Genomic DNA, 19,538 nt, shown 5'->3' on the forward strand with positions numbered 1-19,538 from the left:
GCTGCGCCGCGGAGCATTTACTCGAGGCGTTTCTGAAGACGCCTGGCGCACTCTTCGATGAATGACCACTGCGCCAGGAAATTCTTGAAGTGAATGACGAATCTGGCCAGTTGCTGACTGTCCTGCATGCTGTGCAACTTGCCGATCGAGGCGTCCAGATAGGTCTCGATGAACTGCCAGGCGGTCTGCAGGTGCGACGCAGCAGTGGTGACGTCTTCCAGGCGTACCACCAGATTTCGCATGCGCTGCGCCAGTAGCCCCAGGTTCCCTTCCTTTGTGCCGGATGCCACCAGGCGCTCGATCTTGCGCCCCAGTGCCGGCCTCAATTCGAACCGGGCGTCATCACGAAACCTGTCGGTCTCCTTGCGTACTTCACCGACCTGGAACTGGAAGACGCCCGCCGAGTTCTTGAGGTTGGCCACCCACCGTGCCATCTCCTGCACAAGGGTTCGGTCTGGTGCATCCAGTTGCACGGGCACCTCGAACTGCACGCCTTGCCAAGCCTCCCTGCGCCCGCCCAACGCCTTGGTACGTTCACAGGCCAGCAGCGCACGCTCGCCTGACAGGCTGATGGAGCTGGCGCAGTTGATCAGCGCGATGGGCAACTGAATGCTTTTCTGCTTCAACCGCCCCCATGAGTCGGCGTGGAGGTTGATGCGATGGAACAACACCTGCATCGGGTAGAAGTCGAGCTCGGGGTCCGGGTGACGGTAGTATCCCAACCACTGCAGAAAGGCCTCCCGCCGGGTCGGTATCGCCATCACATGGTCCATGTAGGCATCCAGCACGGCAACGTGTTCGCGGGTGAACGTCAGGTCGATTCGCCCCTCCTCCTCCAGATCCTGCACCAATTGCAGCGGAATCAGGGCTATCTGGGTATCCAGCTCATCCTGAGGCAGTGGATGCCTCAGTCTTTGAATAATGTTGTTCATTGTGGGTCATCACCAGAGCAATCCAGAAGCCGCAAGGCGCTGCTGGCCAGCACAGCCTGCAGCGCCTTGCGCCCTTCACTCAAAGGCCGGCAACATACTCGGCCTTGATCTTTTTCTTGTAGGCTTTCAACGCCTCGACCAGCTCGCTGACCGCTCTCAACGCCTGCACATCGTCGATGCTGCAGGCGATGAGCCGATCCCACACCGGTTTCAGTTGCACGGCGATGCGCCTGATGCCGGCCAGCCATTGCTCGCGTGACGTGACCAGCTCGGCATAAGCCTCAAGGTGCTGGCACTGGGCCTGGAGGCGCGTCTTGTCCCGTGCCATCGCGGTCAGTTGCAGTTGCAGTTCATCGTGCTGCTTCTGCATCCCTCGGCGCTGCTCGAGCATCGTTGCATAGCGCATGCCTTCCATTGCCGCACCGATGATTTCGCCAATTTTCTTCAACGCGCCTTGCACTGCCTCGACCGACAGTCCGCCCGTGGCGATGACATCCGCCGCCGCCTTGAGCTGCTCGGTGGTCGGCAACAGGCCGCCGAAGGTGGATTCCACCTTGGCCGCCTCAAGTACCTTGATCGCCTCGTCAAGACTGGCCAGGGCCTCGCGCCGCACGGCCAGTTCGTCTTCGCAGGCCTTGCGATTGGCCGCCAGCCTGTCGAGCTCGCCCTGATAGCGAGCCTTGTCGGCACTGGAGTCATAGACCGGGATGGCCGTGATCTGAGCCGTGGCCGTGCGCAACTGCCCCAACTGATCGTTGAGCTTGACGGCAATCTCGCCGATGGCGTCCTGTGCCACCTCCAGATACTGCGCAATGTCCTCGGGATCATCGTTCGGGTCGATGTCCTTTTCGAGGCCGCCCAGGTCATTGCTCTTGATCGCGACGATGATGCGATCGGCATGGCGCATCAGTTGCTGGAGGTTGTCGTCAAGACAGCGTGCATTGCGCTCCACACGCTCGTGCAACAGGGGCAGGAAGGCATAGCGGCTGTCCTGGGCGGCCTTCAGGTAGGCGGCACCGGCACGCAGGACCCTGTCGAACTGCGGATCATCCCAGCCCAGCGGAAATTGAAGAATGTTGCTCATGGGTAGATCCTTATTGGGCCCACAGCGTGTCGTCGAAGACCCGGCTCATGGTGATGGAGCAGGCTTCGATAAACGCCCACTGCGAGAGAAAGTTTCTGAAATGGATGATGAAAATGCCCAGCTGCCGGCTGTCGTTCATCTTTTCGAGCTTTTCGATGGACGCTTCGATGTAGGTGCCGATGGTCTGCCAGGCCGTCTGCAGGTGCGAGGAAGCGGTCACCACCTCCTGCAGGCGGGTGGCCAGTTCATCCATATGGGTCGTGAGTACCTGCAGGCGTCCCTCCAGGTTGACCGCCGCCGTCAGGCGTGCCCCCACAGCCTTGCGTTCCTTCTGCACCCGGTTGCGGGTCTTGCGCACCTTTTCGGCCTTGGAGCCGTAGATCGAGCCTGAGATGACCGCCCCCAGCGGGCCGGCCGCCAGCCCGGACAGGGCCGCCTTGACGTATTCGTCGTACTGCTTGTTGAGGTTGTCGATTTCCTTGTCCAGCGCCGCCAGCTCATCGCGCAGGGCCTGGGTGGCACCGCTGGCCTGGTGACGCTCGATGGCGTCGGTCTTGAGGGCGACCTCGTTCATCAGCTCGAAACGCGCGGTGTCGCGAAAGGTTTCGGTGTGGCTGCGCACGCTGCTTACGCGCGCGTGAAAATGCTCGACTTCATCCTTGAGCACCTCCATGTAGTCCACCAGCGACGAGACGATCTCCCGGTCGCCGAAGCTCAACGCAACCGGCGCTGCGAACTGCACGGACTCCCACGTATCACGCCGCCCGCCAAGGGCCTTGGTCTTCTCGCATTCCTGCATCACCCCCTCGCCGGTGGTGTTGATGCCACGGGCACACACCCCCAGCTCGGCGGACAGCTTCTTGCACTCGTCGGACAGCGTGCCCCAGGCGCGGGCATGCTTGTGCAGGTTGAGAAAGGTCGTGCGCATGGCACTGACCGACAGTACCGGCTCCTTGATGTCGGTGTAGCCAAGCCAGGGCACCAGCGACGCGGTTTCGGTCGGCAGGCCGGTGACATACTTCACATACTGATTGAGCGTGACGATATGTTCGCGGGAAAGCGTCAGCCCTCCCTCGTTTTCGCCATCACGCTGGTTCATGCCTTCGATCAGGTTTCTGGGCAGCAGGGCCGCTTCCTTTTCCAGTTCACCGGTATCGTACGAGCGCGCGCCAGGTTCGAGTTTCATTTCACATTCCTTGTGAGTGAGCCAATAGGGTCAAGCCACTTCACTCTAAGGACCCGCCGGCAAGACAAATAGCCGGCAGGCTTTCCTCGAAGCCGGCATTGGAATGCAGCGGCCAGCCGCGCCGGTCAGTCGGCCATGCATCCTGTTGCAACATTGGCTAAAATGCCGGCCCTTTACCGCCGAACGCCTGGATTGCCCGTGAGCAAAGAGCCCGATCGCCTGTTCGCCACCCCGCTGGCGCAGGTCCCCGATTTCACCTTCAACGAAGATGTCGTGCGGGTTTTCCCCGACATGATCAAGCGCTCGGTGCCCGGCTACCCGACGATCGTCGAGAACATCGGCGTGCTGGCTGCCCAGTTCGCCCAGCCCGATACCCTGCTGTACGACCTGGGCAGCTCGCTCGGTGCGGTGACCCAGGCGATGCGCCGACATGTACGCAGCGAGGGCTGCAAGGTGCTGGCAGTAGACAACTCCCCGGCCATGGTCGAGCGCTGCCGCGAATACCTCAGCCACCAGGACGCGATGCACCAGGAGTTGCTGCCGGTGCAGGTGATCGAGGCCGACATCACCGCGCTGGACCTGCAGCCGGCGTCGGTGGTGGCGCTGAACTTCACCCTGCAGTTCATCGAGCCGCAGGCACGCCTGGCCCTGCTTGGCCGCATTCGCCAGTGCCTGGTGCCTGGCGGCGCACTGATCCTGTCGGAGAAGCTGCGCTTTGCCGACCCGCAGCAACAGGCCCTGCTCACCGATCTGCACGTGGCCTTCAAACGCGCCAACGGCTACAGCGAACTGGAAATTGCCCAGAAGCGCAGTGCCATCGAAAACGTGATGAAACCCGACAGCCTCGAGGAACACCGTCAGCGCCTGCTGGCAGCCGGTTTCTCGCAGGTGGTGCCGTGGTTCCAGTGCCTGAACTTCGCCTCGCTGATTGCCCTGCCATGATCGATCTGACTCCCCTGGTCCGCCGCATGGCGGGCACCCCATTGGCGCACTGGGCCCAAGGCCTGCAAGCGCAACTCGATGCCAAGCTGGAAAAGGGCCATGGCGACCTGGAGCGCTGGCAAAGCGCACTGGATGCGCTGCCGGCCCTGAAGCCCAGCCAGGTCGACCTGCTGCACGGCCTGCGCCTGGACAGCGACTGCGACGACGCCACCCGCGCACAGGTGCGCACCGCGCTGATGGGCCTGTCGCCCTGGCGCAAGGGCCCGTTCGACCTGTTCGGCGTGCACGTGGACACCGAATGGCGTTCGGACTGGAAGTGGTCACGGGTCGCGCCGCACCTGGACCTGCGCGGCAAACGCGTGCTGGATGTGGGTTGTGGCAACGGCTACTACCAATGGCGCATGCTCGGCGCCGGCGCCGACAGCGTGATCGGCGTGGACCCCAACTGGTTGTTCTTCTGCCAGTTCCAGGCCGTGCAGCGTTACCTGCCGGACCTTCCCGCCTGGCACTTGCCGTTCGCCCTGGAAGACCTGCCGGCCAACCTGGAAGGTTTCGACACGGTGTTCTCGATGGGGGTGTTCTACCACCGCCGCTCGCCGATCGAGCATTTGCTGGCGCTCAAGGACTGCCTGGTCAAGGGGGGCGAACTGGTGTTGGAAACCCTGGTGGTCGAGGGTGACGAGCATCAGGTGCTGGTGCCTGAAGACCGCTATGCGCAGATGCGCAATGTATGGTTTCTGCCCTCGGTGCCGGCACTGGAGCGCTGGTTGCGTCGCGCCGGCTTCAGCGATGTGCGCTGCGTGGATGTGAGCGTGACCAGCGTCGAGGAACAACGCAGCACCGACTGGATGCGCTACCAGTCGCTGAGCGACTTCCTCGACCCTACCGACCCGACCCGAACCGTCGAAGGCCTGCCGGCACCCAGGCGGGCGGTGCTGGTGGCGCGCAAGTAATCAGAAGGGGGCCTCTTCGCCTGCAGGAGCCGGCCTTGCCGGCGCAGAGGCCCTTGCGAACGCGGCGTGCGTCAGTCCTTCACCACCTGCTGCTGTACCTGCTCCTTATCCTGCGCTACCTCCTTCCTGCCCTCCCCATGCACCCGCTCCTGGCTCTTGCGAAACTCGGCCCAGAACGCCTTGGTGCGCTCGGCGCCGCCTTCGGCCATTGCCGCGCTGCTGCCCAGCAGCAACGCGGCGATCAGTGCGTACTTGCTCAGGTTCATCGACCTTCCCTCATGATTGGATTCGAACCGATCATAAGCAGCCCAAGCTAACGCCAAGGTGAGCCGCACATTACAGTGCTGCAAGATTGTGCTCCTCCTCCTTGCGGTGCGCCCAGTGGTACAGCGCCGGCAGCACCAGCAGGGTCAACGCGGTGGACGAGAGGATGCCGCCGATCACCACGGTGGCCAGTGGGCGCTGCACCTCGGCACCGGTGCCAGTGGCCAGGGCCATCGGAATGAACCCCAGCGACGCCACCAACGCGGTCATCAGCACCGGCCGCAGACGCGTCAGCGCACCTTCGTCGATGGCCACGCGCAGCGGCCGACCCTGCTCGCGCAAGCTGCGGATGAAGGCGATCATCACCAGCCCGTTGAGCACCGCCACCCCCGACAGGGCGATGAAGCCCACCCCCGCCGAAATCGACAATGGAATGTCGCGCAGCCACAGCGCCACCACCCCGCCGGTCAGCGCGAACGGGATGCCGGTGAACACCAGCAGGCCGTCCCTGACGCTGTTGAACATCATGAACAGCAACCCGAACACCAGCAGCAATGCCACCGGCACCACCACCTGCAGGCGCTTGGCCGCCGATTGCAGCTGCTCGAACTGACCGCCCCAACGCGTCCAGTAGCCAGGCGGCACTTCCACCTGCGTATCGATGCGCTCGCCGGCCTCGGCCACGAACGAACCAATGTCGCGGCCACGCACGTTGGCGCTGACCACCACCAGGCGCTTGCCGTCTTCGCGGCTCACCTGGTTGGGCCCCTGCACCAGCGCCAGGCTGGCCACCTCGGCCAGGCTGATGAAGCCGATACCGCCGTCGCTGCCCGCACTAGCCGGTACCGGAATCAGCAGCTGCGACAAGCCTTCGATATCGGTACGCACGTCGTCCGAGAGGCGCACCACCATGTCGAAACGCCGGTCGCCCTCGTACAGCGTGCCGGCCTGGCGGCCGCCCACGGCCACGGCGATGGTGTCCTGCACATCGCCGACGTTGAGCCCGTAGCGTGCAGCCTTGTCGCGGTCGACCTCGATGGTCAGCACCGGCAGGCCCGAGGTCTGCTCGACCTTGACCTCCGATGCCCCCGGCACCGCCTGCAAGGTTGCGGCAATCTGTGCTGCCGTGCGGTTGAGCACCGTCATGTCGTCGCCGAAGACCTTGACCGCCACATCGCTGCGCACCCCGGAAATCAGCTCGTTGAAGCGCAGTTGAATCGGCTGCGACAGCTCGTAGTTGCTACCCGGCACCCGCGCCGCCGCGCGCTGGATATCGGCGATCAGTTGCTCGCGCGACTTGCCGGGGTCGGGCCACTGCGCCTGCGGCTTGAGCATCACGTAACTGTCGGAGATGTTCGGCGGCATCGGGTCGGCGGCGATCTCGGCGGTGCCGGTGCGCGCAAATACGCGCTGCACCTCCGGCACCTGGCTGACCACACTCTCCTCCAGGCGCTGCTGCAATTGCACCGACTGGCTCAGGCTGGTGCCCGGCACCCGCAGCGCCTGCAGGGCGAAATCGCCTTCGCTGAGGCTGGGCACGAACTCGCTGCCCATGCGCCCGGCCAGCACCGCGCACAGCAGCACCGACGCCCCGGCCAGGGAAAACGCCAGCCCACGGTGCCCCATCACCCAGCGCAATAGCGGCGCATAGCCGGCCTTGGCGCTGCGCATCAGCAGGTTTTCCTCTTCCTTGACCTTGCCGGTGACGAACAGCGCGATGGCCGCCGGCACGAAGGTCACCGAGAGCAGCATCGCTCCCAGCAGGGCGATCACCACGGTGAAGGCCATGGGGTGGAACATCTTGCCCTCCACCCCGCTCAGGGCAAAGATCGGCAGGTACACCACCATGATGATCAACTGGCCGAAGATCAGCGGGCGGCGCGCCTCGCGGGCGGCATTGAACACTTCGTGCAGGCGCTCGGAGCGGGTCAGCAGGCGGCCATGGTGCTGCTGGGCGTGGGCCAGGCGGCGGATCGCGTTCTCCACGATCACCACCGCGCCATCGACGATGATGCCGAAGTCCAGCGCACCCAGGCTCATCAGGTTGGCACTGACCTTGTTGCCGAACATGCCGGTGAAGGTGAACAGCATCGACAGCGGAATCACCATGGCGGTGATCAGCGCGGCGCGGATGTTGCCCAGAAACAGGAACAGCACCGCGATCACCAGGATCGCACCTTCCACCAGGTTCTTCTTCACCGTGGCGATGGCCTTGTCGACCAGGTCGGTGCGGTCGTACACCGTGACCGCGCTGACACCTGCCGGCAGCGTGCGGTTGATCTGCGCCAGCTTGTCGGCCACTGCCCGCGACACGGTGCGGCTGTTCTCGCCGACCAGCATGAACACGGTGCCCAGCACCACCTCACGGCCATTTTCGGTAGCCGCGCCGCTGCGCAGTTCGCGGCCGATGCCCACCTGGGCGACATCGCGTACGCGAATCGAGGTGCCGTCGACAGTGGCCAGCACGATGTTGGCAATGTCGTCGATGCCTGCCAGTTGCCCCGGCGCACGAATCAGCAGTTGCTCGCCACGGCGCTCGATGTAGCCGGCACCGACGTTGGCGTTGTTGCGCTCCAGGGCCGTCAGCAGGTCGCCCAGGGTCAGCTTGTAGGCGGCCAGGCGCCTGAGGTCGGGGGCAATCTGGTACTCCTTGGCGTAGCCGCCGATGCTGTTGATCTCGGCCACGCCGCGCACGTTGCGCAACTGCGGCTTGATGATCCAGTCCTGGATCTCGCGCAGGTCGGTGGGCGTGTAATCGCTGCCGTCGGCCTTGCGCGCATCCGGCGCGGCTTCCACGGTCCACAGGAAGATCTCGCCCAGGCCGGTGGAGATCGGCCCCATGGCCGCCTCGACGCCGTCGGGCAACTGCCCGCGCGCCTGTTGCAGGCGCTCGTTGACCAGTTGCCGGGCGAAGAACAGGTCGGTGCCCTCGTCGAAGATCACCGTCACCTGCGACAGCCCCGAGCGCGACAGCGAACGGGTCTGCTCCAGGCCCGGCAGGCCGGCCATGGCGGTCTCGATGGCGAAAGTGATGCGCTGCTCGGTTTCCAGCGGTGAAAAGCCCGCCGCCGAGGTGTTGATCTGCACCTGCACGTTGGTGATGTCGGGCACCGCATCGATCGGCAGCTTCTGGTAGCTGGCCAGCCCCAGCCCGGCCATCAGCAGCACCGCGAGCATCACGATCAGGCGCTGCTCGATGGCAAATTGAATGATCCGTTCGAACATGAGGAGTACTCGTGGGGGCTCAGTGGGAATGCTCGGCGCTGGCTTTGCCCAGCTCCGACTTGAGGATGAAGCTGCCCTGTGCCGCCACCTGCTGGCCGGCCTGCAGGCCCGCCTTGATCTGCACGAAGCCGTCGGCCACCACACCCGGGGTCACCGCCTGGGCGGTGAAGCCCTCTGCACTGCGCACGAACACGGTGGGCTGCTCTTCGAGGGTCTGCAGCGCGGCCTCCGGTACCGCCAGCGCCTCGTCCAGGCGTTCGGTAGCCACCCGCACTGCCACGAACAGGCCGGGGCGCCAGGCGCCGCGAGGGTTGTCCAGGGTGACCCGCACGGTGGCGGTGCGGGTCTGCTCGCCGAGCAGGCTGCCCACATGGCTGACCGTGCCGCTGGCCTGCTCGCCCAGTTCACTGGCCAGCACCGTCACCGGCATGCCGACGCGCAGCCTGGCCAGGTCACGCGGGGCCACGCCAAAGGTTGCCCACACCCGCGACAGGTCGGACAAGGTGAAGGCCGCACTGCTCTCGCTGACCACTTCGCCCGGCACCAGGTGCTTTTCCACCACCTGCCCGTCAAACGGTGCACGCAGCTCATAGCGGTTGCCGCCGGCCAGCACCACGCTGCCACTCAGCGCGCTGATCTTCTGCCGGGCATTGGTGGCGGCGATCTCGGCTTCCTGCAGGGCCTGGCGCGCCTGCAGGTAGTCCTGTTCGGCAGAGATGCCCTCCTGCCACAGGTCTTTCTCGCGGGCGAAGGTGCCGCGCGCCAGTTCCAGTCGCCGCTGGCTGGCCGCCAGCTCGCTGCGCTGCTCGGAGATCTGCGGGCTGGCGATCACCGCCAGCAGTTGCCCGGCCTTGACCTGCTGGCCGAGCACCACGGCCACCGATTCCACCACCCCGGCCGCACGCGGCACCAGGTGCGCGGTACGGTCCTCGTCGAAGCGGATCTCGCCCGGCAGGCCGAGGCTGCGGCTCAAGGTGCGCGGGGCCACGGTGGCCAGCTCGATACCGGCCACCTGGATCTGCTCGTCGCTCAGGGTCAGGTGGCCCTCCTGCTGTTCTTCGCCATGGCCTTCCTCGCCATGGGCGTCGTCGCCATGGCCCTTTTCCTGATCGCCATGGCCCGCCTCGGCATGCGCCGCGTGGGAGGCCTGCGGCGCATTCATCTGGTGACCCAGCACAACCCCCAGGCCAACGCCCAGGGTCAGGGTGACGGCCACCAGCGTGATGGTTTTGCTGTTCATGCACATTCCTCGGCAAATCGTCGGGGGTCAGCGGCTGGCGGTGGCCAGGTCGCCGAAAAGTCGTTCCAGGCGGACTCGCGCATCGCTGCCCTGGGCCTGCGCCGCCAGGTATTGGGTGCGCGCCGCCACCAGCGTGCGCTGGGCGTCGAGCACCTCGAGAAAGCTGAACTTGCCGCGCTCGAAACCCCGCGTGGCGGCGTCCACCGCCTGCTGCGCCGCCGGCAGTATCGAGCGGTCGAAGGCCTGTACCTCGCCCGCAGCCACCTGCCACTGCGCCAGCGCCTGCACCACTTCGCTGCGCACCCGCAGTTCGGCGCCGTTGCGCAGGTCGCGGGCCTGATCGGCACGCCGCGCCGCCGCCAGCACATTGCCCTGGTTGCGATCGAACAAGGGCAGCGGTATCGACACCCCGACCACATTGATGCGCTCGCGGTCGGCCTCGCTGTACTGGCTACCCAGGCTGACGGTGAGGTCGGGGATGCGCTGGCTGCGAGCCAGCCCCAGGTCAGCCTCGCGCTGCTCGATCTGCAGGCGGGCCAGGCGCAGCTCGGCCGTGCGCTCGAGGCGGGCAAGCAGCGTGTCGCCCTCGGCTGGGGTCAGGGCGTCGGACGGCATGCCTGCCACCCGCTCGAACCCCGCCTGCGGCGCCCCCGTCACGCTGGCCAGTTGCTGATAGGCCACGGCCACGGCCTGCTGGGCACGGCCTCGTTCCAGGCGCATCTCGGACACCTGCACCTGCGCGCGGGTGGTTTCGATGGGGGAAGCGCTGCCGGCCCGCACCCGCCCCTGCACCACCTGCAGGCCACGCTCAGTCAGGCGCAGCGACTGCTCGGCCAGTTGCAGCCGTTCCTGGGCCTGCACGGCGGCATGAAACGCAGCCAGCACCTCGGCGCGCAAGGCATTGCCCTGGCGTTCCAGTTCCAGCGCCGCCAGGGCCTGCTCGCGCTGGGCCACCTCCACCCGCGCACCGCGCTTGCCGCCCAGTTCCAGGCGCTGGCTGAGGCTGACGGTGGTGGTCTGCGAGCCGCGGCGGGTATCTTCCTGCTCCCAGCTCAACTCCGGGTTGGGCAGCAGGCCGGCCTGGTTGCGTTCGCCCAGGGCGATCTCGGTGCCCCAGCGCGCCGCGGCAAGCTCGGGGTTGTTGTCCTGCGCGGTGCGCAAGGCGGCATCAAGCGTCAGCACGCTCGCCTGCAGCGCTGTCGAAAGCCCCAGCAGCACCCCGGCCAGCGCCGCCAGCCGCGCCACGCGCTGTGGATGAAGCCTGTGCCTGCACGTCATGCGTGAATCCCCCGCGCCCATTTCGAAGCGGGCACTTTAGGGAGCGGGCTTTATCGTCAACATGACCCCAGGATTACAAATCTGTTATCCAGCGCCGCTCAGGACCGGCTTGGCTTACCATGCGCGACACGCCTTGACCCTGAAGTGACTCAAGGGTTGAGAATTGCCGTTTTGCACGCCGCGAGTACCCCATGCGCCTATTGATCATCGAAGACGAAGTCCGTACCGCCGAGTACCTGCAGCAGGGCCTGAGCGAGAACGGCTACATCGTCGACTGCGCCGCCACCGGCATTGACGGCCTGCACCTGGCCCGCCAGCACGCCTACGACCTGGTCATCCTCGACGTCAACCTGCCGCAGCTCGACGGCTGGAGCGTGCTGCAACGCCTGCGAGCGGAGTCCTCGACCCGCATCATGATGCTGACCGCCCACGGCCGGCTCTCGGATCGGGTCAAGGGCCTGGACCTGGGCGCCGACGACTACCTGCTCAAGCCGTTCGAATTTCCCGAACTGCTGGCACGCATTCGCAGCCTGTTGCGGCGCAGCGAGCAGAACCTGGCGCCGGCCACGCTCAGGGTCGCCGACCTTGAGCTGGACCCCAGCCGCCACCGCGCCTACCGGCGCAACCAGCGTATCGACCTGACGGCCAAGGAGTTCGCCCTGCTGCACCTGCTGATGCGCCAGAGCGGCGAGGTGCTGTCGCGCACGCAGATCATCTCGCTGGTGTGGGACATGAACTTCGATTGCGACACCAACGTGGTGGAGGTGTCGATCCGGCGCCTGCGGGCCAAGATCGACGACCCCTTCGAAGACAAGCTGATCCACACCCTGCGCGGCGTGGGCTATGTGCTGGAAGCGCGCGAATGAAACCGGCACGACTGTCGTTGCGCCTGGGCCTGAGCGTCAGCCTGATGGGCGCGGCGCTGGTGCTGCTGCTGGCGAGCCTGGCGGTACTGGCGCTGGACCACGAACTGGACAACCGCGCCCGCAAGGTGCTGGCACGCAAGATGGAGCAGATCGAGCACAGCCTGGGAGTGGACCTGAAGGCCAGCGACCTGGGCTCGCGCGCCCACCCCCTGCTCGACCTGGTGATGGGCCACGACGACCTGAGCCTGAACATCATCGCCCAGACCGGACGCCACCCGGCCCTGTTGAGCCTGGGGCCTGCAGTGGAGGCCGAGCCGCTGCGGCGTATCGCGGCCGGGACAGCGCTGGGCTACAGCGAATGGCAGGACAGCGCCGAGGCCCGCCTGATGACCGCCGCGCGCCTGATGACCCTGCGTGACGGCACCCCGGTGCGGGTACTGCTGACGCTGAACCGGGCCGACGACCTCGGCCTGCTGCAGGCCTACCTGCGTTCGACGTTGCTGGCGTTGCCACTGCTGTTGCTGCTGATCGGCATTGCCGCCTGGAAGCTGGTGCAGCGTGGTCTGCTGCCGCTGCGCAGGTTCCGGCGGATTGCCGCCCAGGTGTCGGCGCAGGAGCTGAGCCACCGCCTGCCCGAGGACAAGCTGCCCCAGGAACTGAGTGCCCTGGCGCGCGGCATCAACGTGATGCTCGACCGGCTGGATGGCGGCGTGCAGCGTCTGTCGCAGTTTTCCGATGACCTGGCGCACGAACTGCGCACGCCGATCAGCAACCTGATGGGCAGGGCCCAGGTGACCTTGTCACGGGTGCGCTCGGCGCAGGATTACCGGGTGGCGCTGGAGGACAGCATCGAGGAGCTGACGCGCCTGAACCGGATCATCACCGACATGCTGTTCCTGGCCCAGGTGGACGCGCCGCGTCAGCAACTGGCGTTGAAGCCGGTGGCGCTGGCCGACGAGGCGCAACGGGTGGTGGAGCTGTTCGCGCTGAGCGCCGAATGCAAGGCGATCACCCTGAAGGTCAGCGGCTGGGGCACGGTGCAGGGCGACCGGCTGATGCTGCAGCGGGCGCTGTCGAACCTGTTGAGCAATGCAATTCGCCACAGCCCCGAGGGCCGCCTGGTGGAAATCGGCATCGAGCAGAGCGCACGGGGCGTGCAATGCTGGGTGCGCAACGAGGGGCCGGGGATCGAGGCGGTGCACTGGCCGCACCTGTTCGAGCGGTTCTACCGGGTGGGCTGCGGGCGCTCGCGGGTAGAGGGCGGCACGGGGCTGGGGCTGGCCATCGTGCAGTCGATCATGCAGGTACATGGTGGGCAGGTGGAGGTGACCAGCGCGGCGCAGGGGCCTACGCGCTTCAGTCTGATATTTGGCTAGGCGGCTTCGCCGGCAAGGCCGGCTCCTACAGGAATCGCAGCGCCTGTTGGAGCCGGCCTTGCCGGCGAAGGTCACGACGCATTCAGCGGTTGCTGGCTGCCAGAATCAGCTGTTTCATCTCGCTGACCGCACCCTTGAAGCCCACGAACAACGCATGGGCCACCAGTGCATGGCCGATGTTCAGTTCGTTGATGCCCTTGATCGCCGCCACCGGCTCGACGTTGTGGTAGTGCAGGCCATGCCCGGCATTCACGATCAGCCCCTGGGCCAGGCCGAAGGCCACGCCATCGGCCACGCGCTGGAGCTCTTCGGCCACCTCGGCCGGGGTCTGCGCATCGGCGTAACGCCCGGTGTGCAGTTCGATCGCCGGCGCGCCGACGCGGCGCGAGGCCTCGATCTGGCGCTCGTCGGCATCGATGAACAACGACACCTCCGACCCCAGGCGCGACAGGCGCTCCACCGCCGCCTTGATCCGCGCCTCCTGCCCCGCCACGTCCAGGCCACCTTCGGTGGTCAGTTCCTGGCGTGTCTCGGGCACCAGGCAGATGTGCGCCGGGCGAATGCGCTCGGCAAACTGCATCATCTCTTCGGTGACGCCCATCTCGAAGTTCATGCGCGTCTGCAGCACCTCGCTCAGTACCAGCACGTCACGGTCCTGGATATGCCGGCGGTCTTCGCGCAAGTGCACGGTGATGCCGTCGGCACCCGCCTCTTCGGCGTCCAGCGCGGCCTTGACCGGGTCCGGATATCGCGTGCCACGGGCCTGGCGCAGGGTCGCCACGTGGTCGATGTTCACGCCAAGGAGGATGCGGTTGCTGGTGGTCACGAAGAGACTCTCCTGAAAATTGAGCCTCACAGCATACGTCGTGATCAAGGCTTGCGAAACAGTTCCCGGCTGACCAGCGGGCGCCCGCCCAGGTGCACCGCCAGCGCCTGGCGCATCAGGCGCTTGGCCGCGCCCAGCGCGCCCGGCATCGACCACTCGGCCTCGGCCATGGCCAGCAGGTGCGCGCCACTGAACAAGCCTGGCTGCACCAGGTACACCCGCTCCAGGCCCGCGTCCACCTGCAGGCGGTACAGGCCATCGGCCACCAGCGGATCGCCATTGATGTCGTGCTCAAGCGCAAAGCCATACCCCAGCTCGTCCAGCAGGCGCCATTCGAAGGCACGCAGCAACGGCTCCAGCGGGCGCCCCGCGCCCAGTGCCTGCAAGGTGGCAGCGTATTGCTCGAACATCACCGGGTGCGGGTCTTCGGCCTGAAGCAGGCGAATCAGCAGCTCATTGAGGTACAGCCCGCTGAACAGCGCGTCGCCGTTGAGCCAGACCGCCACGCCTGCGCTGTCCATGCGACCGACATTCTTGAGCTCGCCGCGCCCATGGAACTGCACCTCCAGCGGCACGAACGGACGCGCCAGGCTGCCGGCCTTGCCGCGCGCACGACGCAGCACGGCGCGCAGGCGCCCCTGGGGGGTAAGGAAGTCGACCAGCGCACTGGTTTCACGGTACGCCCGGCTGTGCAGCACGAAGGCCGGTTGGCCGTCTGGCATGTCCATGATTCAGCGCTTCACGAAGAGGTGGGCCCGACACCGGCCGGTGTCGGGCCAGGGCAATCAGAGGTCGCCGTAGCCCAGCGAACGCAGGGCGCGCTCGTCGTCGGACCAGCCACCCTTGACCTTGACCCACAGGTTCAGCATGACCTTGGCGTCGAACAGCAGCTCCATGTCCTTGCGCGCCTCGGTGCCGATGCGCTTGATGCGCTCGCCCTTGTCGCCAATGATGATCTTCTTCTGGCCGTCACGCTCGACCAGGATCAGTGCATGGATATGCAGCACGTTGCCCTGCTGCTTGAATTCCTCGATCTCGACGGTGATCTGGTACGGCAGCTCGGCGCCGAGCTGGCGCATGATCTTCTCGCGTACCAGTTCGGCAGCCAGGAAGCGGCTGCTGCGGTCGGTGATCTGGTCTTCGGGGAAGAAGTGCTCGTTTTCCGGCAGGTGCTTGGCAATCAGTGCTTCGAGGGCATCGAGGTTGTGCCCGTGCTGCGCCGAGACCGGCACGATCTCGGCGTTGGGCAGTTGCTCCTGCAGCCATTGCAGGTGCGGCATCAGCTCGGCCTTGTCCTCGATGCGGTCGGTCTTGTTGATGGCCAGGATCACCGGGCCCTGCACGTACTGCACGCGCTCGAGCACCAGTTGGTCCTCGTCGGTCCACTTGGTGCGATCGACCACGAAGATCACCACGTCGACGTCTTTCAACGCCGCCGAGGCGGTACGGTTCATGTAACGGTTGAGCGCCTTCTCGTTGCCCTTGTGCATGCCGGGGGTATCGACGTACACCGCCTGCACATCACCTTCGGTCTTGATACCGAGCATGTTGTGGCGGGTGGTCTGCGGCTTGCGCGAGGTGATCGCGAGCTTCTGCCCGAGGATGTGGTTGAGCAGCGTCGACTTGCCCACGTTGGGGCGGCCGACGATGGCCACGTAGCCGCAACGGGTAGTGTTCTGTTCAGTCATTGCCATTCTCCACGCCCAGGGCGATCAGTGCTGCGGCGGCCGCGACCTGCTCGGCGATACGCCGGCTCACGCCCTGCCCTCGGCTTTTTTCAGTCAACAGGGTCACTTCGCATTCGACGAAAAACGTCCGGCAATGGGGTTCACCCTGGATATCCACCACTTCGTAGCGGGGCAGTTCGCAGGCCCGCGACTGCAGAAACTCCTGCAGGCGGGTTTTCGGGTCCTTGTTGGTGTCGACCAGGGTCAGGCTCTCGAACTCACCGGCCAGCCATGCCAGCACGCGATCGCGTGCGGTGTGCATGTCCGAGTCCAGGTAGATCGCACCGATCAGCGCCTCGAGGGCATCGGCCAGGATCGACTCGCGCCGGAACCCGCCGCTTTTCAGCTCGCCCGAGCCCAGGCGCAGGTACTCGCCCAGGTCGAAACCGCGGGCCAGCACGGCCAGGGTTTCACCCTTGACCAGGCGGGCGCGCAGGCGCGACAGCTGGCCCTCGCGGGCCTGGGGGAAGCGCTCGAACAGGGCCTCGCCGGCGACGAAGTTGAGGATCGCATCACCAAGGAACTCCAGCCGTTCGTTGTTGCGGCCGGCAAAGCTGCGATGCGTGAGGGCCAGCAGCATCAGCTCCTGGTTCTTGAAGGTGTAGCCGAGCTGGCGCTCGAGGCGGCTCAAGGAAACGCTCACAGTGTACCCACGCGCTGTTCGTGGTCGATTTTCAGCAGCGGCGCCAGGGCGCCGGGCTCACACAGTTCTGTCCGGCTCGAAGCCGACGGGGTTAACGCGTTGTTCAAATGCAAATCCTGAAAGACGGTTTTGTTCATGCCTGACGTCCGGCCGGGGCGCGTCTTGTGGACGCCCTTGTACAGCCTATGCCAGAAAAGCATTCGGCGCTGTCGAAGGACAGCGCCGTTAGGGTGTTACTTGATCAGGCCAACCCGCGAAAGGCTCGGGAAGTGGCTGAGCTTGGGCTCTGGCCAGCTCATCCAGATGGCGAAGGCCTTGCCGACGATGTTCTTGTCGGGAACCATGCCCAGCAGTTCCTTGGGAATGTTGGGGTCATCCCAGTAGCGACTGTCGTTGGAGTTGTCGCGGTTGTCGCCCATCATGAAGTAGTGCCCGGCAGGCACCACCCACTGCTGGTCCGGCGGCATGCGATAGCGGCTCATCTCCTTGCGGATCAGGTGCTCGGCCTCGCCCAGCTTCTCCTTGTACAGCTCGGCGCTGCCCAGGGTGCCCGGCTCGCTGCCGACCAGTTGCTCGGCAATCGGCTGGCCGTTGACGAACAGACGCTTGTCGCTGGTGTAGCGCACCTGGTCGCCCGGCAGGCCGACCACTCGCTTGATGTAGTTGACGTTCGGGTCGCTCGGGTAGCGGAACACCATCACATCGCCACGCTGCGGGTCACCGACCTCGATGACCTTCTTGTCGATCACCGGCAGGCGGATGCCGTAGGAGAACTTGTTCACCAGGATGAAGTCGCCCACTTCCAGGGTCGGCTTCATCGACCCCGAAGGGATCTGGAACGGCTCGACCAGAAACGAGCGCAGCACCAGCACGATGAACAGCACCGGGAAGAACGATTTGCCGTACTCGACCAGCAACGGCTCCTTGTTCAACTGCTCGACCACCGCCATCTCGGGCTGGCTGACGCTGCCCTGATAGGTGTTGATCGCCGTGCGCCGGCGCGGGGCCAGGAACAGCAGATCGATCAGGGCCAGCAGTCCACACACGGCAACGGCGATGACTAGCAACAGCGGGAAATTTAGTGACATAGGACCTAGCTATCCAACCTGAGCACGGCGAGGAAGGCTTCCTGTGGAATTTCCACGTTGCCCACCTGTTTCATGCGTTTCTTACCGGCTTTCTGCTTTTCCAACAGCTTGCGCTTACGGCTAACGTCGCCACCGTAGCATTTGGCCAGTACGTTCTTTCTGAGCGCCTTGACAGTGGTACGCGCCACAATCTGCCCGCCAATGGCGGCCTGGATTGCCACATCGAACATCTGCCGCGGGATCAGTTCCTTCATCTTCTCGGTCAACGCGCGGCCTTTGTAGTGCGCATTGTCACGGTGCACGATCAATGCCAGGGCATCGACCTTGTCGCCGTTGATCAGTACATCGAGCTTGACCAGGTTGGCCGACTGATACCGGTCGAAATGGTAGTCCAGCGAAGCATAGCCGCGGCTGGTGGATTTGAGGCGGTCGAAGAAGTCCAGTACCACTTCGTTCATCGGCAGGTCGTAGCGCACCTGCACCTGGGAACCGAGGAACTGCATGTCGCGCTGTACGCCACGCTTCTCGATGCACAGGGTGATGACGTTGCCCAGGTGCTCCTGCGGCACGAGGATGGTGGCGGCCACGATCGGCTCGCGGAAGTCTTCCACCGACGACACGTCCGGCAGCTTGGACGGGTTGTCGACGTAGATGGTTTCACCGGTCTTGAGCTTGACCTCGAAGATCACGCTCGGCGCGGTGGTGATCAGGTCCAGGTCGTACTCGCGCTCCAGGCGCTCCTGGATGATCTCCATGTGCAGCATGCCGAGGAAGCCGCAACGGAAGCCGAAGCCCAGTGCGTCGGAGCTCTCAGGCAGGTACTGCAGCGACGAGTCGTTCAGGGTCAGCTTTTGCAGCGCGTCACGAAAATCTTCGAAATCTTCGGAACTGACCGGGAACAGGCCGGCATATACCTGGGGCTGGATACGTTTGAAGCCTGGCAGCACTTCCACGTCGGGCGTGGAGCTGAGGGTCAGGGTGTCACCGACCGGTGCACCGTGAATGTCCTTGATGCTGGCGATGATGAAGCCCACTTCGCCGGCCTTGAGGTCGGCGGTGGCGGTGTGCTTGGGGTTGAACACGCCCACGCTGTCGACCAGGTGCACCTTGCCGGTGGACTTGACCAGAATCTTGTCGCCCTTCTTGACCCGGCCATGGCGCACGCGCACCAGGGACACGACGCCCAGGTAGTTGTCGAACCAGGAGTCGATGATCAGCGCCTGCAGCGGTGCATCGATGTCGCCGGTAGGGGCCGGAATGGTCTGCACCAGGCGCTCGAGCACCTCGTCCACGCCCATGCCGCTCTTGGCACTGCAGGCCACGGCGTCGGTGGCGTCGATGCCGATGATCTTCTCGATCTCGTCCTTGACGCGGTCCGGATCGGCCTGGGGCAGGTCCATCTTGTTCAGTACCGGCATGACCTCCAGGCCCTGCTCGATGGCGGTGTAGCAGTTGGCGACCGACTGGGCCTCCACGCCCTGGCCGGCATCGACCACCAGCAGCGCGCCTTCGCAGGCGGCCAGCGAACGGCTGACTTCATAGGTGAAGTCGACGTGGCCGGGGGTGTCGATGAAGTTCAGCTGGTAGGTGATGCCGTCGTTCGCCTTGTAATACAGGGTAACGCTATGGGCTTTGATGGTGATCCCGCGCTCGCGCTCGAGGTCCATGGAGTCAAGTACCTGCGCTTCCATCTCGCGCGCGGTGAGGCCACCGCACATCTGGATGAAACGGTCGGCCAGGGTCGACTTGCCATGGTCAATGTGGGCGATGATGGAGAAATTGCGGATATGACTCAAATCACTCACGGGTCAACACTCAAAAAGGCTGCGGGGCGAACGCCCGCCGAAAAATAGCCGGGAATTGTACCTTATGAAGGGGCCAGCCGCCACGCCCGCCCCTCCAGTTTCA

Annotated in this window: 18 protein-coding genes; 4 read left to right on the plus strand and 14 right to left on the minus strand. The window is 65.2% G+C overall.

From position 1 onward, the window contains the following. Positions 1–17 precede the first annotated feature (17 nt). The 3 genes from N0B28_RS20535 to N0B28_RS20545 all read right to left on the minus strand — a co-directional run bounded on the left by N0B28_RS20535 (position 18) and on the right by N0B28_RS20545 (position 3,202). A complete protein-coding gene (locus N0B28_RS20535) occupies positions 18–932 on the minus strand; it encodes a hypothetical protein (RefSeq protein WP_275728407.1) in 915 nt (304 codons plus the stop codon). A gap of 79 nt (positions 933–1,011) precedes the next feature. Beyond that, the gene (locus tag N0B28_RS20540; RefSeq protein ID WP_104572015.1) at positions 1,012–2,016 is read right to left on the minus strand and encodes an alpha-xenorhabdolysin family binary toxin subunit B; all 1,005 of its coding nucleotides are present in this window, start codon (positions 2,014–2,016) and stop codon (positions 1,012–1,014) included. Positions 2,017–2,026: 10 nt separating this feature from the next. Next, positions 2,027–3,202 carry an alpha-xenorhabdolysin family binary toxin subunit A gene (locus N0B28_RS20545; RefSeq protein WP_054914767.1) on the minus strand — a complete coding sequence of 392 codons (1,176 nt, stop codon included), beginning with the start codon at positions 3,200–3,202 and terminating at the stop codon, positions 2,027–2,029. Between the two features lie 162 nt (positions 3,203–3,364). Here N0B28_RS20545 and cmoA point away from each other — a divergent pair, with 162 nt between their 5' ends. After that, complete coding sequence (gene cmoA / locus N0B28_RS20550; RefSeq protein WP_173925038.1) at positions 3,365–4,144, plus strand: carboxy-S-adenosyl-L-methionine synthase CmoA; 780 nt, start codon at positions 3,365–3,367, stop codon at positions 4,142–4,144. Further along, positions 4,141–5,097 carry a tRNA 5-methoxyuridine(34)/uridine 5-oxyacetic acid(34) synthase CmoB gene (gene cmoB, locus N0B28_RS20555; protein ID WP_275728411.1) on the plus strand — a complete coding sequence of 319 codons (957 nt, stop codon included), beginning with the start codon at positions 4,141–4,143 and terminating at the stop codon, positions 5,095–5,097. The genes cmoA and cmoB overlap by 4 nt, the downstream gene beginning before the upstream one ends. Positions 5,098–5,168: 71 nt before the next feature. Here the strand turns inward: cmoB and N0B28_RS20560 are convergent, their stop codons facing one another. The 4 genes from N0B28_RS20560 to N0B28_RS20575 all read right to left on the minus strand — a co-directional run bounded on the left by N0B28_RS20560 (position 5,169) and on the right by N0B28_RS20575 (position 11,104). Then, on the minus strand, positions 5,169–5,363 hold the full coding sequence (locus N0B28_RS20560; protein WP_275728413.1) for a co-regulatory protein PtrA N-terminal domain-containing protein: 195 nt from the start codon (positions 5,361–5,363) through the stop codon (positions 5,169–5,171). A gap of 70 nt (positions 5,364–5,433) precedes the next feature. Beyond that, on the minus strand, positions 5,434–8,586 hold the full coding sequence (locus tag N0B28_RS20565) for a CusA/CzcA family heavy metal efflux RND transporter (protein WP_100633589.1): 3,153 nt from the start codon (positions 8,584–8,586) through the stop codon (positions 5,434–5,436). A 19-nt stretch (positions 8,587–8,605) separates the two neighbouring features. Beyond that, a complete protein-coding gene (locus tag N0B28_RS20570) occupies positions 8,606–9,826 on the minus strand; it encodes an efflux RND transporter periplasmic adaptor subunit (protein ID WP_275728418.1) in 1,221 nt (406 codons plus the stop codon). A gap of 27 nt (positions 9,827–9,853) precedes the next feature. Continuing rightward, positions 9,854–11,104 carry a TolC family protein gene (locus N0B28_RS20575; RefSeq protein ID WP_054914770.1) on the minus strand — a complete coding sequence of 417 codons (1,251 nt, stop codon included), beginning with the start codon at positions 11,102–11,104 and terminating at the stop codon, positions 9,854–9,856. Positions 11,105–11,295: 191 nt separating this feature from the next. On the opposite strand from N0B28_RS20575, the gene N0B28_RS20580 reads away from it, so the two are divergent. Next, entirely contained in the window at positions 11,296–11,970 is a 675-nt protein-coding gene (locus N0B28_RS20580; protein ID WP_043862020.1) for a heavy metal response regulator transcription factor, read from the plus strand. Beyond that, a complete protein-coding gene (locus tag N0B28_RS20585; protein ID WP_043862021.1) occupies positions 11,967–13,346 on the plus strand; it encodes a heavy metal sensor histidine kinase in 1,380 nt (459 codons plus the stop codon). The genes N0B28_RS20580 and N0B28_RS20585 overlap by 4 nt, the downstream gene beginning before the upstream one ends. 82 nt (positions 13,347–13,428) lie before the next feature. Here the strand turns inward: N0B28_RS20585 and pdxJ are convergent, their stop codons facing one another. The 7 genes from pdxJ to lepA all read right to left on the minus strand — a co-directional run bounded on the left by pdxJ (position 13,429) and on the right by lepA (position 19,435). Beyond that, on the minus strand, positions 13,429–14,172 hold the full coding sequence (gene pdxJ / locus N0B28_RS20590) for a pyridoxine 5'-phosphate synthase (protein WP_054914771.1): 744 nt from the start codon (positions 14,170–14,172) through the stop codon (positions 13,429–13,431). Positions 14,173–14,216: 44 nt separating this feature from the next. After that, positions 14,217–14,900: a DNA repair protein RecO gene (gene recO, locus N0B28_RS20595; RefSeq protein WP_043862023.1), complete on the minus strand. Its 684-nt coding sequence runs from the start codon at positions 14,898–14,900 to the stop codon at positions 14,217–14,219. A 57-nt stretch (positions 14,901–14,957) separates the two neighbouring features. Continuing rightward, positions 14,958–15,860 (minus strand): GTPase Era, encoded by a 903-nt coding sequence (era, locus tag N0B28_RS20600; RefSeq protein WP_043862024.1) that lies wholly within the window; start codon positions 15,858–15,860, stop codon positions 14,958–14,960. Then, positions 15,853–16,542, minus strand: a complete 690-nt coding sequence (gene rnc, locus N0B28_RS20605) for a ribonuclease III (RefSeq protein ID WP_043862025.1) — start codon at positions 16,540–16,542, stop codon at positions 15,853–15,855. Before rnc ends, era begins: the two co-directional genes overlap by 8 nt. After that, complete coding sequence (locus N0B28_RS20610) at positions 16,539–16,679, minus strand: hypothetical protein (RefSeq protein ID WP_156326207.1); 141 nt, start codon at positions 16,677–16,679, stop codon at positions 16,539–16,541. Before N0B28_RS20610 ends, rnc begins: the two co-directional genes overlap by 4 nt. Before the next feature lie 96 nt (positions 16,680–16,775). Beyond that, positions 16,776–17,630 carry a signal peptidase I gene (lepB, locus tag N0B28_RS20615; RefSeq protein ID WP_043862027.1) on the minus strand — a complete coding sequence of 285 codons (855 nt, stop codon included), beginning with the start codon at positions 17,628–17,630 and terminating at the stop codon, positions 16,776–16,778. Positions 17,631–17,635: 5 nt separating this feature from the next. Continuing rightward, positions 17,636–19,435, minus strand: coding sequence for a translation elongation factor 4 (lepA, locus tag N0B28_RS20620; RefSeq protein WP_043862028.1), 1,800 nt, complete (start codon positions 19,433–19,435; stop codon positions 17,636–17,638). Positions 19,436–19,538: the final 103 nt, after the last annotated feature.

This window comes from Pseudomonas sp. SD17-1 (assembly GCF_029201585.1).
Classification (GTDB): Bacteria; Pseudomonadota; Gammaproteobacteria; order Pseudomonadales; family Pseudomonadaceae; genus Aquipseudomonas; species Aquipseudomonas palmensis.

Excerpts from the sequence above, each read along its gene's own strand:
- N0B28_RS20535 (WP_275728407.1), bottom strand. The coding sequence starts at position 932 with ATGAACAACATTATTCAAAGACTGAGGCATCCACTGCCTCAGGATGAG.
- N0B28_RS20540 (WP_104572015.1), bottom strand. The coding sequence starts at position 2,016 with ATGAGCAACATTCTTCAATTTCCGCTGGGCTGGGATGATCCGCAGTTC.
- N0B28_RS20545 (WP_054914767.1), bottom strand. The coding sequence starts at position 3,202 with ATGAAACTCGAACCTGGCGCGCGCTCGTACGATACCGGTGAACTGGAA.
- cmoA (WP_173925038.1), top strand. The coding sequence starts at position 3,365 with ATGCCGGCCCTTTACCGCCGAACGCCTGGATTGCCCGTGAGCAAAGAG.
- cmoB (WP_275728411.1), top strand. The coding sequence starts at position 4,141 with ATGATCGATCTGACTCCCCTGGTCCGCCGCATGGCGGGCACCCCATTG.
- N0B28_RS20560 (WP_275728413.1), bottom strand. The coding sequence starts at position 5,363 with ATGAACCTGAGCAAGTACGCACTGATCGCCGCGTTGCTGCTGGGCAGC.
- N0B28_RS20565 (WP_100633589.1), bottom strand. The coding sequence starts at position 8,586 with ATGTTCGAACGGATCATTCAATTTGCCATCGAGCAGCGCCTGATCGTG.
- N0B28_RS20570 (WP_275728418.1), bottom strand. The coding sequence starts at position 9,826 with ATGAACAGCAAAACCATCACGCTGGTGGCCGTCACCCTGACCCTGGGC.
- N0B28_RS20575 (WP_054914770.1), bottom strand. The coding sequence starts at position 11,104 with ATGACGTGCAGGCACAGGCTTCATCCACAGCGCGTGGCGCGGCTGGCG.
- N0B28_RS20580 (WP_043862020.1), top strand. The coding sequence starts at position 11,296 with ATGCGCCTATTGATCATCGAAGACGAAGTCCGTACCGCCGAGTACCTG.
- N0B28_RS20585 (WP_043862021.1), top strand. The coding sequence starts at position 11,967 with ATGAAACCGGCACGACTGTCGTTGCGCCTGGGCCTGAGCGTCAGCCTG.
- recO (WP_043862023.1), bottom strand. The coding sequence starts at position 14,900 with ATGGACATGCCAGACGGCCAACCGGCCTTCGTGCTGCACAGCCGGGCG.
- era (WP_043862024.1), bottom strand. The coding sequence starts at position 15,860 with ATGACTGAACAGAACACTACCCGTTGCGGCTACGTGGCCATCGTCGGC.
- N0B28_RS20610 (WP_156326207.1), bottom strand. The coding sequence starts at position 16,679 with ATGAACAAAACCGTCTTTCAGGATTTGCATTTGAACAACGCGTTAACC.
- lepB (WP_043862027.1), bottom strand. The coding sequence starts at position 17,630 with ATGTCACTAAATTTCCCGCTGTTGCTAGTCATCGCCGTTGCCGTGTGT.